Source organism: Arcobacter aquimarinus (genome assembly GCF_013177635.1).
GTDB classification, from domain to species: domain Bacteria; phylum Campylobacterota; class Campylobacteria; order Campylobacterales; family Arcobacteraceae; genus Aliarcobacter; species Aliarcobacter aquimarinus.
The window spans coordinates 1,199,508-1,214,030 of the sequence record NZ_CP030944.1 but is presented as its reverse complement, the minus strand read 5'-3'; the positions used below and the strand labels follow the sequence as shown (position 1 = coordinate 1,214,030).

Below are 14,523 nucleotides of genomic sequence, written 5' to 3'. Positions count from 1 at the left end.
GAACTAATTTTATGTTAAATGTTTTTTCAAAAATTTTTGGTACAAGAAATGATAGAGAAGTAAAAAAATATAGAAAGAAAGCTGAAGCAATTACAGCAATAGAAAGTAATTATGCAAGTTTAAGTGATGAAGAATTAAAAAATGAATTTAATAAGCTAAAAGAGCTTGTACAAAAAGAAGAAAAATCATTAAATGATGTATTAATTGAATCTTTTGCAATTACAAGAGAAGCAAGTAAAAGAGCATTAGGTATGAGACCTTATGATGTACAATTAATAGGTGCAATGGTTTTACACGAAGGAAGAATTGCTGAAATGAAAACAGGTGAAGGTAAAACTTTGGTTGGTTCTTTAGCTGTTTCATTAAATGCATTAACAGGAAAAGGTGTTCATGTTGTAACTGTAAATGATTATCTAGCTAGTAGAGATGCAAATGAATTAAAACCTTTATATAATTTTTTAGGTTTTAGTGTTGGAGCTGTTGTTGGTGGTTTAAAAAATGATGTTGAAAGAAGAGAACAATATACTTGTGACATAACTTATGGAACAAATAATGAGTTTGGATTTGACTATTTAAGAGATAATATGAACTATGATATAAGTGAAAAAGTTCAAAGAGGACATAACTTCGTAATCGTAGATGAAGTTGACTCTATTTTAATTGATGAAGCAAGAACTCCTCTTATTATTTCAGGTCCGACAAATAGAAAAAATGCAAATTATATTAAAGCAAATGAAATAGCTTTAAAATTACAAAGAGGTGAATTAATTGAGCCTAAAAGTGCTGCTGAAAAACCTACGACAACAGGTGATTTTATAGTTGACGAAAAAAATAGATCTGTTATTTTGACAGAACAAGGTCATGAAAATGCAGAAAAACTTTTTGGTGTAGATAATCTTTATTCTATTGAAAATGCAATGCTTTCTCACTCACTTGACCAAGCATTAAAAGCAAATTTTATTTTTGTAAAAGATGTTGATTATGTTGTAAAAGATAATCAAATAGTTATTGTTGATGAATTTACAGGAAGATTGAGTGAAGGAAGAAGATTTTCAGAAGGTCTTCATCAAGCACTTGAAGCAAAAGAAGGTGTAGCAATTCAAGATGAATCTCAAACTTTAGCTGATATTACATTCCAAAACTATTTTAGAATGTATAAAAAACTAGCTGGTATGACAGGAACTGCTCAAACAGAAGCAACCGAATTTGCTGAAATTTATAAATTAGATGTTGTTTCAATTCCTACAAATGTACCTGTTAAAAGAATAGATAAAAATGATTTAATTTATAAAAGTGAAAGAGAAAAATTTGAAGCTGTTTGTAATAGAATAAAAGTTTTACACGAAAAAGGGCAACCTGTTTTAGTTGGAACTGCTTCAATTGAAAAATCAGAAAAATTACATAAAATTTTAGTTGATAAAAAAATCCCTCATACAGTTTTAAATGCAAAACAACATGAAAAAGAAGGAAAGATTATCGCTGATGCTGGACAAAAAGGTGCAGTTACAATTGCTACAAATATGGCAGGACGTGGAGTTGATATTAAACTTACTCAAGAGATTTTAGACATTGGTGGATTAGCGATTATTGGAACTGAAAGACATGAGTCTAGAAGAATTGATAATCAATTAAGAGGAAGAGCCGGACGTCAAGGTGATGTTGGAGAATCTCAATTTTATCTATCTTTAGAAGATAATCTTTTAAGAATTTTTGGAAGTGATAAAATAAAAGGTATTATGGAAAGACTTGGTATTGAAGAAGGTGAACATATTGAGTCAAGAATGGTTACAAGGGCCGTTGAAAATGCTCAGAAAAAAGTTGAATCAATGCATTTTGAAAGTAGAAAACACTTACTTGAATATGACGATGTTGCAAATGAACAAAGAAAAGTAATCTATTCATTTAGAAATGACTTATTAAGACCTGATTATGATATCGATTCTAAATTGGATGAAAATAGAATTGAATATATTCAAAATTTATTGTCTGAAGCTCATATAATTCCTGGAATGCCAAGTGAAGACTTTAATTATGAATTTATAAAAACAAAATTTGAAGAAGAACTAAGACTTCTTGTTGATATTGAAGATATGAAAAGTGATTCTTATGAAGATTTAGAAGAGAATTTAAATTCATTCTTAAAAGAAGTATATACAAGAAAAATGTCGATGGCTGCTCCTGAACAAAAAAGTGAAATTGAAAGAATTTTGTATTTACAAATTTTAGATAATGCTTGGAGAGAACATTTATACTCAATGGATACGCTAAAAGCAGGTATTGGACTTAGAGGTTACAACCAAAAAGACCCACTTGTTGAGTATAAGAAAGAGTCTTATAATATGTTTATTGAACTAATAGCAAATATTAAACATGAAATTATAAAAATTTTGTTTACAATCCAACTTCAATCAAATGAAGATAGACAAAAAGAGCAAGAAGCAATTGCAAAAATGAAAGAGCAAATGGAGAGTTCAACAGAACATATAACAACAAATGTTGCTCAAGAAGCTGTAAAAAATAGTGATAAAAAAATAGCTAGAAATGAAGCTTGTCCTTGCGGAAGTGGATTAAAATATAAACAATGTTGTGGTAAAAGTGGACCTAAAGTTGGTCTTGCTGCAGGAAAGTAATTTGAATAAAAAATTAGTAAATTTTATTGTAAAAAAATATTTAAGATTTGATAAAAAAAACCCTTTTATTTCTATAAGTGCTATTTTAGCATTTATAGGGGTTTCTATTGGAGTAATGGTTCTAATTCTATCAATGGCTATTATGAATGGAACAGCAAAAGAGTTTGAAAGAAAACTTTTTACTATGAATTATCCTCTAACAATTTATCCAAAATTTGAAAATTCTGTAAATGAAGAATTGGTGGAAAAACTTCAAAAAGAGTATCCAAAACTTAAATTTTCACCATTTGTATCTTCTCAAGCAATTATTCAAAACGGTGATGTTATGAGTGGTGGTATGATTTTTGGAGTTGATCCACAAAAAGAAGCTTCAATTAATCCAATATATAAAGAGGCTATTTCTGATTTACTCATAAATAAATATGATGTGATAACAGGTTCTGGAATTGCTGATAAATTGTATTTAAATAGTGGTTCTAAAACAACTTTATATTTTACAGAGTTAAATCCTACTGGTTTTTCTATGATGCCTAAAATGAAAAGATTTACATATATAGCATCTTTTACTTCAGGATTAAATGCTTATGATAAAGCATATATGTATACATCAATTGAAGCTTTACAAACTCTTTTAAAAAAAGAACCATTTACTTATGATGGAATCCATATACACTCTGATGATGCTTTTGCTGATATTGAAAAATTAAAAATCTCATTAGAAGGAACTAATACAGGAATAGTTGGATGGTGGCAACAAAATGGTAACTTCTTTGCTGCTATGAAAATGGAAAAAACTGCTTTATTTATAGTTTTAATGCTCATTATTTTAGTTGCATCTTTAAATATTATCTCTTCTTTATTGATGACTGTTATGAGTAGAAGAAAAGAGATTGCCCTACTTTTATCAATGGGTGCTTCAACTAAAGAAATTAAATCTATATTTTTAAGAGTTGGAACAATTATAGGTTTTTCAGGAATTATAACTGGAATTATTTTAGGATTTATTGGTTATTGGTTTTTAGATAACTTTGATATTGTTACTCTTCCTGCTGATGTTTATGGAAGTGCAAAATTACCTCTTGATTTAGCTATGAGTGATTTTATTTCTATTATTGTTGGAGCTATTATTATTGTTTTAATCTCATCATATTATCCAGCTAGCAAAGCTACAAATATTGATGTTATTGATGTTTTAAGAAATGAATAAACCTTTATTCTTCTAAAGGTTTATTTATTCTATTTTCTTCATTTTTTATATCTTCTTCACTCTTTTTACCACTTAAAAAATCAAATAACATTGAAGGTGTAGAAAATATTCTTTTTGTAATATTCATAGGAATACTAAAAGTCTCTTTGGTAAGATTTGTCGAAATACTTGGATTTGATAAATCTCCAGATATATTTACTTGTGTTTCAACTCTATTTGAATCTCCGAGTAAAACATAACTTACAACAGGAATTGCTCCAACAATTTTAGAATAATCTTTTAGAAAAATAAGTTTTATTTCTGAATTTATCACCATATCATTTAAATCTATTTTTCCTTTTCCTTCAAAATCTATTCCATTTCCAATAGTAACTAATTTTTTGATTTCAAATATATTCTCTTTTTGAGAATATTCAAACTCTACTATTCCATTTATTATTTTATAAGCTGTTAGATTAAATCCTGAATTTGTTGCCATTCCTACAACTGAAGGAATTGCTAATAAAGGATTTATAAGTGCAGGTGAAGTATGTATAAAAACTAAAAGATTATTTAAAATAGCTAAATCTTCTATATTACTGTTTTTTATAATGATTTTTCCATTTAATTTATCCAAACTACCATTTGCTAAAAAAATTAATTTTCCATCTTTAAAAATACTCTTATTAAAAATTGCATTTACAAATTCATCACTTAACTCATTTGTATAAATATCTATTTTTTTGTCTTTTGATTGTTTTAATGTAAATTCATTATCTTTATATTTTAAATTAATATACTTTTCATCTTCTCTTACTCTTATTTCATAATTATTTGCTAGTAATTTATATTTTTCATCTATTATAATATTTGAATTTTTACCTATAATATTTAGATTTTTATAACTATTTTCTTCATTGATTTTTTTATCATAAAAAACATCATAGCCATCTAACTGTAAAAAAAGTGTCTCATTTTTCAATTCTAAAATCAAATCTTTATTTTTTGTGCTTATTTTTGTATTGTTATCTTTTTGAGTACCAACTAAAGCTAATTCTTTTATTTCTTTCCCATTTTTTTTCAATGGTAAATCAAGATTTTTTACAACTGCATCAAAATTAATTTCTTGATTTTTTATAACTACATTAGCATTTTTTAATTGATAAATTGCTCCATCTAAAATTAAATCACAATTTACAAAATTTATATTTACATCTTTTGTTAAGCTATCTTTTTCATTTTTTCTATCAATATTAAGAGATAAATTTTTTAAAGTTAAATTTATATCTTCTTTAATTTCTAATTTAATATCTTCATCAATAGAAGAAACATAAACATTTTTATCTTCTATACTTCCTTTAATATCAAGATTTTCTATTTTTGTCCCATTTTTTTCCAAAGGAAAATTTAAACCATATAAAGAAGCATTAAATTTTATATCTTTTTCATTTTTTATTTCTAAATTTAAATTTCCATTTTTTGCTGAAATATCTTTTAACAGTTTTGAATAAGGATAAATCTTTGCCAAATCATTTATATTTATTAAAATATTGTCTTGAACTTTTATTTTTGTTTCTAAATCTTTTAAATCAATTATCGTATTTTTATTAAAGTCCATTTCTAATAAAGTTTTTTTATCTTTTATTTCTACTATTTTTTCATTATTATCTTTTTTTATTTGTAAGTTTTTTATTAAAGCCTCACCTGATGATTTTAAAGTTTTTGTGTCAAGTTCTAAATTAACAATAGCATCTATCATCTCTTGATATTTAAAATCTGAATTTTTTATATAAATTTTTGTTCCATCTAAATTTACCGTTGAGTTTTTTGTTTTAAAAGAGAAATTTCCAATTGAAACTTCAGCATTATTAATTAAAAACTCACCTTTTGTTGTCATATTCTTTTGTAAATCATAAGGAAAAATAAGAGTTAAAGAAGCATTTGTTGTTCCACTTTTTTGAACTATTGGTAAATTTATATTATAAGCTTTTAAAATATCTAAAATATCTCTATCTAGTTTATCATCTGTTTTGATATTTACTTCAACTTCTCCATTTAAATAACTTGTTAAATTATGAATAGTTACAAAACTTCCTTCTATATTTTTTTCTTTATATATTGGATTAATTAAATCAAAATGTAGATTGTTATCTTTAAAAGTAACATTTAAACTTTCAGTATTTATAACATCTACATCTTTATGAAATCTAATTTTCGCTTTATTTATTATAGCTTTTCCAACAAGAGATTTTTCAATTACTTTATTATTTTTTAAATCAAATTCACCATAAAACTCTTTAAGTTTCATCTCTCCTTCTACATTATCATACATCCATTCTTCAGCAACAAGAGGTAAATTCAAGAAATTTTTAAGAAATTTTAAATTTTTAAAAGGTTCACTTACTAAATAAAATTTAGCTATTTCTTTATTCATTTCAAGATTTAAACTACTTTTTATATCTTCATAATAAAAGTTTCCAAAATAGTTTAACTTTTCATTAAAATAATCAATTTTTACTTTTCCATCAAATTTTAATTTTATATCTTTTAAATACAAAGAGTGTAAATCAAAACTAATTGTATTAGATGAAGTATCAATTTTAGAAGATAAATTTACAAATTTATTATCAAGATATAGCTCTTTGTCATTTAAAACTATTTTAAATTCATTTTCCCCTATTTTTAATCTATCTACTTCAATACTTTGAAAAAGTTTTAAAACTGTAGGTAATAATTCAATATTTTTTTTAATATCTTCAAAAGAACTTTTAGATTCACTCTTATTAAAAGTAAATTTAATATCTTCAATATTCAAAATAAGCTTTTTATCCATTTTAATATAGAATTGCGAAACTGAAAAATTTAAGAAAGAGAAAGAATCAATTTTTATGCCCGAATACAAAAATGAAATAAATGAGATTATTATTAAAAAAAGAAAAACGAATAGAAATTTAACACTATCAAACATTATCGATTTTATCCTTGTTTGCTTTATAATTGTTTTATTTTATGTGACAATGCCAGTAACATCAACTAAAGTGTTATTTATTCCTAAAGGCAGTACTAACGATATTATAACATACTTAAATAAAAGTGGCTATGAGATGAATGTTTTAGATGCGGTTATAATAAAATCTATGGGTTATGTTCAAAGTGGTTGGATAGATATAAATCAAAATAAATTAACTAAAATGGATTTTATATATAAATTAATTACTTCAAAAGCTGCATTAAAAAATATCACTTTAATTCCAGGAGAAACTTCTTATGTATTTTTGAAAAAACTTGCTAATGAATTTAATCTTTCTGAAGAAAAATTGACGAAACTATATAATGAATATGCATATAAAGCAGATGGAAATATACTTGCTGATACATACTCTTTACCAATTGGAATGAAAGAAGATTATATGATTTTTTATCTATTCTCTCAAACAAATAAAAAATATGAAGAGTTTTCAAAAAAGATTTTTGGTGTTTATGACAAGAAAAAATGGTATAACTATATAACTTTAGCTTCAGTTATACAAAAAGAAGCTGCTACAATAAATGAAATGCCAATAGTTGCAAGTGTTATACATAATAGATTAAAAAAAGGTATGAAACTACAAATGGATGGAACTTTGAATTATGGAAGATATTCAAATACAATAGTTACAGCAGATAGAATAAGAGAAGATGAAAGCCATTATAATACATATAAATATGCTGGTTTACCAAAAGATCCAATTTGTGCTGTAAGTCTTGATGCTATTAAAGCTGCAATTTTTCCAGTAAAAAGTAACTATTTATATTTTGTAAGAAATAATAGAAATGGTTTACACAAATTTGCTAATAATTTTGAAGAACATCAAGCTAATATAAGAGCTAATATTGGTGTTGAGAAAAATTATAGTAAAGTTAAAGAAGTTGAATCACAAATTGATGTTGAAGCACAAAATATTATGAAAACTGACATAGCTGAACAAAAACCTGTATCTATAAAAGATTTATTTAACAATATAAATTAATCTAAACTTGTGAAAATTTGAAACAATCAAGTTTTCACAACTTCCAATAGATTAAACTTTCAATTTTTTAATACTTAAATATGGATAAGATACTTCAACATCAAAATTCAAATTTAGGAAAAAATATGTCAAAGATAATTTACACAAAAGTTGATGAAGCTCCAGCTTTAGCAACATACTCTTTTTTACCAATAATCAAAGCTTTTACAAAAAGTTCTGGTATTGAAATGGTTACTAAAGATATCTCTTTAGCTGGAAGAATTATTGCAACCTTCCCTGAGAACTTAACTGATGATCAAAAAATTGGAGATCATTTAGCAGAATTAGGAGAGATGACTCAAGATCCAAATGCTAATATCATCAAACTACCAAATATCTCTGCTTCAATTCCTCAATTAAAAGCTGCAATTGCTGAATTACAAGCAAAAGGTTACAATGTACCAAATTATGACGCTAGTGAAGAAGTAACTGCTAGATATTCAAAAATTTTAGGTTCAGCTGTAAATCCTGTTTTAAGAGAAGGAAACTCTGATAGAAGAGCTCCTGGTGCTGTTAAAAACTATGCAAAAGCTAACCCTCACAGAATGGGTGAATGGACAAAAGACTCTAAAACTGACGTTGCATTTATGGATGGTGGAGATTTCTATGGTTCTGAAGTTTCTAAAACTTTTGATGAAGCAAACGATTTAAAAATCTCTTTCTTTGACGCTAATGGTGCTGAAACTGTATTAAAAGCTTCTACAAAAGTTCTTGCTGGTGAAATTATTGATGCAACTGTTATGAGTGCAAAAGCGTTACAAGATTTCTATGCAAAAGCAATTGAAAGAGCTAAAAAAGAAGATGTATTATTATCTTTACACTTAAAAGCTACAATGATGAAAGTTTCAGATCCAATTATGTTTGGATTTGCTGTTAAAGTATACTTCAAAGATTTAATTGAAAAACACGGAAAATTATTTGATGAATTAGGTGTAAACTTCAATAATGGTTTAGGAGACTTATACTCTAAATTAGACCAAGTTGATGCTGCTAAAAAAGCTGAAATTGAAGCTGATATTGCAGCTGTTTATGCAAAACAACCAAGACTTGCTATGGTTAACTCTGCAAAAGGAATTACAAACTTACATGTACCATCTGACGTTATCGTTGATGCTTCTATGCCTGCTATGTTAAAAGGTGGTGGAAAAATGTGGAATGCAGATGATAAAGAAGAAGATACAATTGCAATGATTCCAGATAGATGTTATGCACAATCATTTAAAGCTGTTGTTGATGACTTTAAAGCAAATGGTAAATTAGATGTTAAAACAATTGGAACTGTTCCAAATGTTGGTTTAATGGCTCAAAAAGCTGAAGAATATGGTTCTCATGACAAAACTTTCCAAGCAAAAGCTGATGGACAAATAAAAGTTATTGACAAAGATGGAAACGTTGTATTTACATTTGATGTTGAAGCTGGTGATATTTTCAGAATGTGTCAAGCAAAAGATGCACCAATTCAAGATTGGATTAAATTAGCAGTTTCAAGAGCTAGATTATCAAATACACCTGCTATTTTCTGGTTAGATTCAAACAGAGCTCATGATGCTGAAATGATTAAAAAAGTTAATAAATACTTACCAACTCATGATTTAACAGGATTAGATATTACTATTATGTCTCCAGTTGAAGCAACAAAAAAATCTTTAGAAAGAATGAGAAAAGGTTTAGATACTATTTCTGTTACTGGAAATGTATTAAGAGATTACAACACTGACTTGTTCCCAATTTTAGAACTTGGAACATCTGCAAAAATGTTATCAATCGTTCCATTAATGCAAGGTGGAGGATTATTTGAAACAGGTGCTGGAGGATCTGCTCCGAAACACGTTCAACAATTCCAAGAAGAAGCTTACTTAAGATGGGATTCTTTAGGTGAATTTATGGCTTTAGCTGCTTCATTTGACCACTTAGCAAATACACAAAATAATAAAAAAGCAAAAGTATTAGCTGATACTTTAGATAGAGCAACTGGAACTTTCTTAATTAATGATAAATCGCCAGCTAGAAAAGTTGGAGAAATTGACAACAGAGGTTCTCACTTCTTCTTAAGCTTGTATTGGGCACAAGAATTAGCAGCTCAAAATGATGATTTAGAGTTAAAAGCTGAATTTACTCCAATTGCAAAAGCTATGACTGAAAATGAAGCTCAAATCGTAAAAGAATTAACAGAATGCCAAGGTAAACCTGTAGATATGGGTGGATACTACTTACCAGATGATGCTAAAACATCTGCTGCTATGAGACCATCTGCAACATTAAATGCAATTATTGGATAATTTATTCCTTTAAAATCCTAAAAGGCAAAGCTAAGCTTTGCCTTTTTTTATGCCCAAAAAGATATAATCATTTTAAATAAAAATTAAAAGGTTATATTTTGAATAAAAAAACTGTTGGAATAATTGGAGTTGGAAATGTAGGTTCAACTTTAGCTTTTACACTTGCTACTAAAAATATGTGTTCAACTCTTCTTTTAAAAGATGTAAGAGAAAATTTTGTTCAGGCTATGGCACTTGATATTTCACAAGCAACAAATGCTTCAAAAAGTAAAACTATAACAAAAGCTTGTCTTAATAATGAAGAATTTAAAGATTGTGATGTTATTGTTATAACTGCTGGAGTTGCAAGACGTCCGGGAATGAGTAGAGATGATTTACTTCTTACAAATGCAAAAATTATGACTTCAGTTATAACACAAATTATTCCAAATAATCCAAATGCAATAATCATAGTTGTTTCAAATCCTTTAGATGCAATGGTTTACACAGCTTTAAAAGCTTCAAATTGGTCAAGAAATAAGATTATTGGAATGGCTGGAATTTTAGATAGTGCTAGAATGGCTCATTTTATATTTGAAAAATTAGGTTATGGTCAAGGACAAATCGAGGCTTCTGTTATGGGAGGTCATGGTGATGATATGGTTCCACTTCCTGATTTTTCAACAGTAGCAGGAGTTAGACTTAGTGAAGTTTTATCAAAAGAAGATATAGATGATATTGTATATAAAACAAAAAATGGTGGAGCTCAAATAGTAAAATTACTAGAAACAGGTTCAGCTTATTATGCACCCGCATATAGTACAAGTCTAATGATTGAAGCAATTTTAGAAGATAAAAAAGAGATTTATCCTTGTGCTGTTATGCTTGATGGTGAATATGGCTATGAAGATATAGTGTCAGGTGTTCCTGTAATGTTAGGTGCAAATGGTGTTGAAAAAATTATAGAATTAAATTTAAAAAATCAACAAAAAGAAGAATTCTCAAAATCAATAGCTTCTGTTAAAGAATTAATTAATATTTTAAAGGAGAAATTATGAAAGAAACATTTGAAGTTTTAAATGTAAAATGTGGTGGTTGTGCTAATACACTAATAAAAGCATTAAAAGATGAATTTGGTGAAGTTGAAGTAGATTTAGAAGTACATCCACGAAAAATTACTTTAGACATAAATGATGATAAAAAAGAAGAATTAAAAGTGAAACTTAGAACTTTAGGATATCCCTTAACAACAGATGAGTTAAGTGGCTTTGAAAAAGCTACTACCACTGCAAAAAGTTTTGTATCTTGTGCAATTGGGAAATTTGATTTAGCAACAAAAAAATAGTAAAAGGTTTGTATTCTAAAGGGTTTATAACTCTTCTTTAGATAAAATCATGCCCTTTGTTGAGTATAAAAAACGTGTAAATTTAGGTTGAAAAAATGAAAGTAGTTATTGGTGTAGTAGGTAACGATATTCATGTAGTTGCAAATAGACTAATTGATATATCATTACAAGCAAGAGGTTTTGAAGTTTTTAATTTAGGTGTTAATACCTATTTAGAAGAGTTTATTGATGCAGTAATTGAAACAAATGCTGATGTTTTACTAATCTCTTCATTAAATGGTGAAGCAGAAGGTTGGTGCAGAGATTTACCTATTCTAAAATCAAAATATAAAAACTTAAAAGATGTGGTTTTTATGTTAGGTGGAAACTTAGCAGTTGGAGAAGGTGATGCTAGTGTTATTGTTCCAAAATTTAAAAATTATGGTTTTGATTTAGTATTTCATCAAGTTGATTTAAATACAGGACTTGATGAATTAGAAAAATTCTTAAAGGAGAGAAATTGAGTTTACTGCAAGAAGAAAGGAACATAATTGTTCAAAATAAATACGCAGATAATTTTGATTTTGCAGAGATTGAAGAGTTTATAAAAAATGCTTCTAAAAATCTTTTTATTTCTCACCATTTTAAAAATTCTAAAAAGATGTTAGTACAACCTCGTGGTGGTTTTCCTACTTATAAGAAAATGTTCTCTTTATATGAATTTTTCGTTGGTGCTGATGTTGATGTATTACCATGTACTATTGACTCTAATACAAGATTAAATGACTATGCAACAAGTGCTAAGATGCTAAAACTTTCTGAAGAAAATGAAGTTGATATGCTAAATGGTTATCCACTTGTAAATCATGGTTATAGAACAACTAGAAAAATGATGACTCATTTTGATAAACCAATTTCTTTACGACATGGAACTCCTGATGCAAGATTATTAATAGAAACAGCATTAGCTTCTGGTATTTTCGAGATTGAAGGTGGACCGATTACTTATCTTTTACCATATTCAAAAAACTTTCCACTTGATAAAGCTTTTATGTATTGGAAATATGTTGAAAGAGTTTGTGCTAACTACTCAAAACTAAATGAGCCAATAAACAGAGAGTCTTTTGGTCCATTAACTGCAACGTTAGTTCCTCCTTGTGTAACAATAGTTATTCAACTTTGTGAAATGCTTTTATCACTTGAAGAAGGAGTAAAATCATTCTCTGTTTCATTTTCACAAACAGGTTCTATGATTCAAGATATTGTAACAGCTAAAGTTCTTAGAAAAATGGCAAAAGTTTATGCAGAACAGATTGGTTGTGGTGATGCTAGAATAAATTTAGTTTATCATCAATGGATGGGAGCATTTCCATCAAATAAAGATTTCTCAGAATCACTAATAAATACTTCAACAGTAATTGCTATGATGGTAAAAGCTGATAAAATTATTACAAAAACAAGGGATGAAGCATTTGGTATTCCAACACGAGAATCAAATGCAAAAACAGTTGCAAATACTCAATATACACTAAGAATGTTACATGGTATTCCTGATATTACTGATGAAATGGAAGAAGAAATCTTAACAGAAGAAGTAAAAAGTATCATGGAAGCTGTATTTAACGATAAAGCAGACACTTTATGGAGAAAAGTATTTAACTCTATAAAAGCTGGAATTATTGATGTTCCATACTCTCCACATATTATAAATCATAATGAAGTAGTAACAGTAAGAGATAAAAATAAAAATATCAGAATCATAAAAAGAGGAAATCTTCCAATAAGTGAGAGATGTTTTGAATATGAAAAATCAAAATGTGATTTAAATAAAGATGCTTCGTCAATAGTAACTGATATTATTCATGATATAGGAATTATGCAATGGTAGAAAATAAATTATTAATAGATGTGGGAAGTACATATTTTAAAACTTGTGCAAATGGAAATGTAGAACAACATTTTAGAGATTTCAATAAAGATATTTTTGATGATTTAACTTCTAAATGTGGTGATACAATCTCAAAATTCAAAAAAGATGAAGTATTTATTTGTTCTTCTGCAAATGGTGGATTAACAACGTTAATTATTGGAATTACAAACTCTTTTTCTTTAAAATTTGCAACAAATATTGCTTATAATTCAGGAATAAATATCATAAATACTGTTTTATATCAAGATATTGAAACAACTTCAATACCAAGTGATTTAATTGATGTTGTTATTATTGTTGGTGGAATAAATAGTGTTAGTGATATTTTTGATGAAAAATTATTCAAATTTTTAGAAAATCTAAGATATTCAAATGTTGTTTTTGCAGGTTCAAAACTTGATGAAGAATATTTAAAATCTAATATAAAAAATTTAGTTGTTGTTGAAAATATAATTAACAATAAACTTCATGTAGTTGAAGAACCATTAAAAGAGTATTTAACAAATCTTTATCAAGCTGATATCATGGGTAAAGAAGATATAAAACATCTTTATGATTTAACTTCAAATCAAATTTACTCTACTCCATATATTGTAAATAAAACTCTTCCTTTAATTGATACGAAATTTGCAGCTGTAAATCCATTTATTTTAATAGATATTGGTGGAGCAACAACAGATATTCATTATTCAAAAGATTTATCTATGGATAATATGGTTACGGAAAATGAATATGATAGATTAGTTTTCAAAAAACTTGGAGTTTACAAATCAAAAGAGTCTTTAATTTTTGCAGCTAAAAATAATGAATTTGTTTATGAATTATTAGCTCATTTAAAAGTTACAGAAAATATCTTCAATGAAGATTCTCCAAAAGCATTAAGAGTTTTAATGCAATTAGCAATTTTTTTAGTTTTATACAAAGTTAGTGATGCTCACCCTTTATATATAAAATTAAAGTTAAATCTACTAAAATCTATTGTTTTAACAGGTGGAATTACAAAAGTGCTTAATTTTGAAGAAGCTGTTGATATTATCTCATTCTTTTATAAGAAAATATTAAATTCAGATATTCATCCTTCAATTATCATGGATTATGACTATGATATTTGGACTCTTGGTATCACACAACAATAAAGGTGGTAAT

10 protein-coding genes are annotated in these 14,523 nt (G+C 27.0%); 9 read left to right on the top strand and 1 reads right to left on the bottom strand.

Features of this window, described 5'->3' with window-relative positions:
* The first annotated feature begins 11 nt into the window (after positions 1–11).
* Entirely contained in the window at positions 12–2,630 is a 2,619-nt protein-coding gene (gene secA, locus AAQM_RS05965; RefSeq protein ID WP_129095622.1) for a preprotein translocase subunit SecA, read from the top strand.
* 1 nt (position 2,631) lies between these two features.
* Complete coding sequence (locus AAQM_RS05960; protein WP_129095621.1) at positions 2,632–3,837, top strand: ABC transporter permease; 1,206 nt, start codon at positions 2,632–2,634, stop codon at positions 3,835–3,837.
* Between the two features lie 4 nt (positions 3,838–3,841).
* On the opposite strand, the gene AAQM_RS05955 is transcribed toward AAQM_RS05960, so the two are convergent.
* Positions 3,842–6,631 (bottom strand): YhdP family protein, encoded by a 2,790-nt coding sequence (locus tag AAQM_RS05955; RefSeq protein WP_228722706.1) that lies wholly within the window; start codon positions 6,629–6,631, stop codon positions 3,842–3,844.
* A gap of 73 nt (positions 6,632–6,704) precedes the next feature.
* On the opposite strand from AAQM_RS05955, the gene mltG reads away from it, so the two are divergent.
* From mltG to AAQM_RS05920, 7 genes are all read left to right on the top strand, one after another.
* Positions 6,705–7,826, top strand: a complete 1,122-nt coding sequence (gene mltG / locus AAQM_RS05950; RefSeq protein ID WP_129095021.1) for an endolytic transglycosylase MltG — start codon at positions 6,705–6,707, stop codon at positions 7,824–7,826.
* 125 nt (positions 7,827–7,951) lie between these two features.
* Positions 7,952–10,144, top strand: a complete 2,193-nt coding sequence (locus tag AAQM_RS05945; RefSeq protein WP_129095022.1) for an NADP-dependent isocitrate dehydrogenase — start codon at positions 7,952–7,954, stop codon at positions 10,142–10,144.
* A gap of 98 nt (positions 10,145–10,242) precedes the next feature.
* Positions 10,243–11,181, top strand: a complete 939-nt coding sequence (locus tag AAQM_RS05940; RefSeq protein WP_129095023.1) for a malate dehydrogenase — start codon at positions 10,243–10,245, stop codon at positions 11,179–11,181.
* On the top strand, positions 11,178–11,468 hold the full coding sequence (locus AAQM_RS05935) for a heavy-metal-associated domain-containing protein (RefSeq protein WP_129095024.1): 291 nt from the start codon (positions 11,178–11,180) through the stop codon (positions 11,466–11,468). Before AAQM_RS05940 ends, AAQM_RS05935 begins: the two co-directional genes overlap by 4 nt.
* Positions 11,469–11,563: 95 nt before the next feature.
* Positions 11,564–11,971 carry a methylaspartate mutase subunit S gene (gene glmS / locus AAQM_RS05930; RefSeq protein ID WP_129013845.1) on the top strand — a complete coding sequence of 136 codons (408 nt, stop codon included), beginning with the start codon at positions 11,564–11,566 and terminating at the stop codon, positions 11,969–11,971.
* Complete coding sequence (locus AAQM_RS05925; RefSeq protein ID WP_129095025.1) at positions 11,968–13,335, top strand: methylaspartate mutase; 1,368 nt, start codon at positions 11,968–11,970, stop codon at positions 13,333–13,335. The genes glmS and AAQM_RS05925 overlap by 4 nt, the downstream gene beginning before the upstream one ends.
* Positions 13,329–14,513, top strand: coding sequence for a glutamate mutase L (locus AAQM_RS05920; protein ID WP_129095026.1), 1,185 nt, complete (start codon positions 13,329–13,331; stop codon positions 14,511–14,513). Before AAQM_RS05925 ends, AAQM_RS05920 begins: the two co-directional genes overlap by 7 nt.
* Positions 14,514–14,523 lie beyond the last annotated feature (10 nt).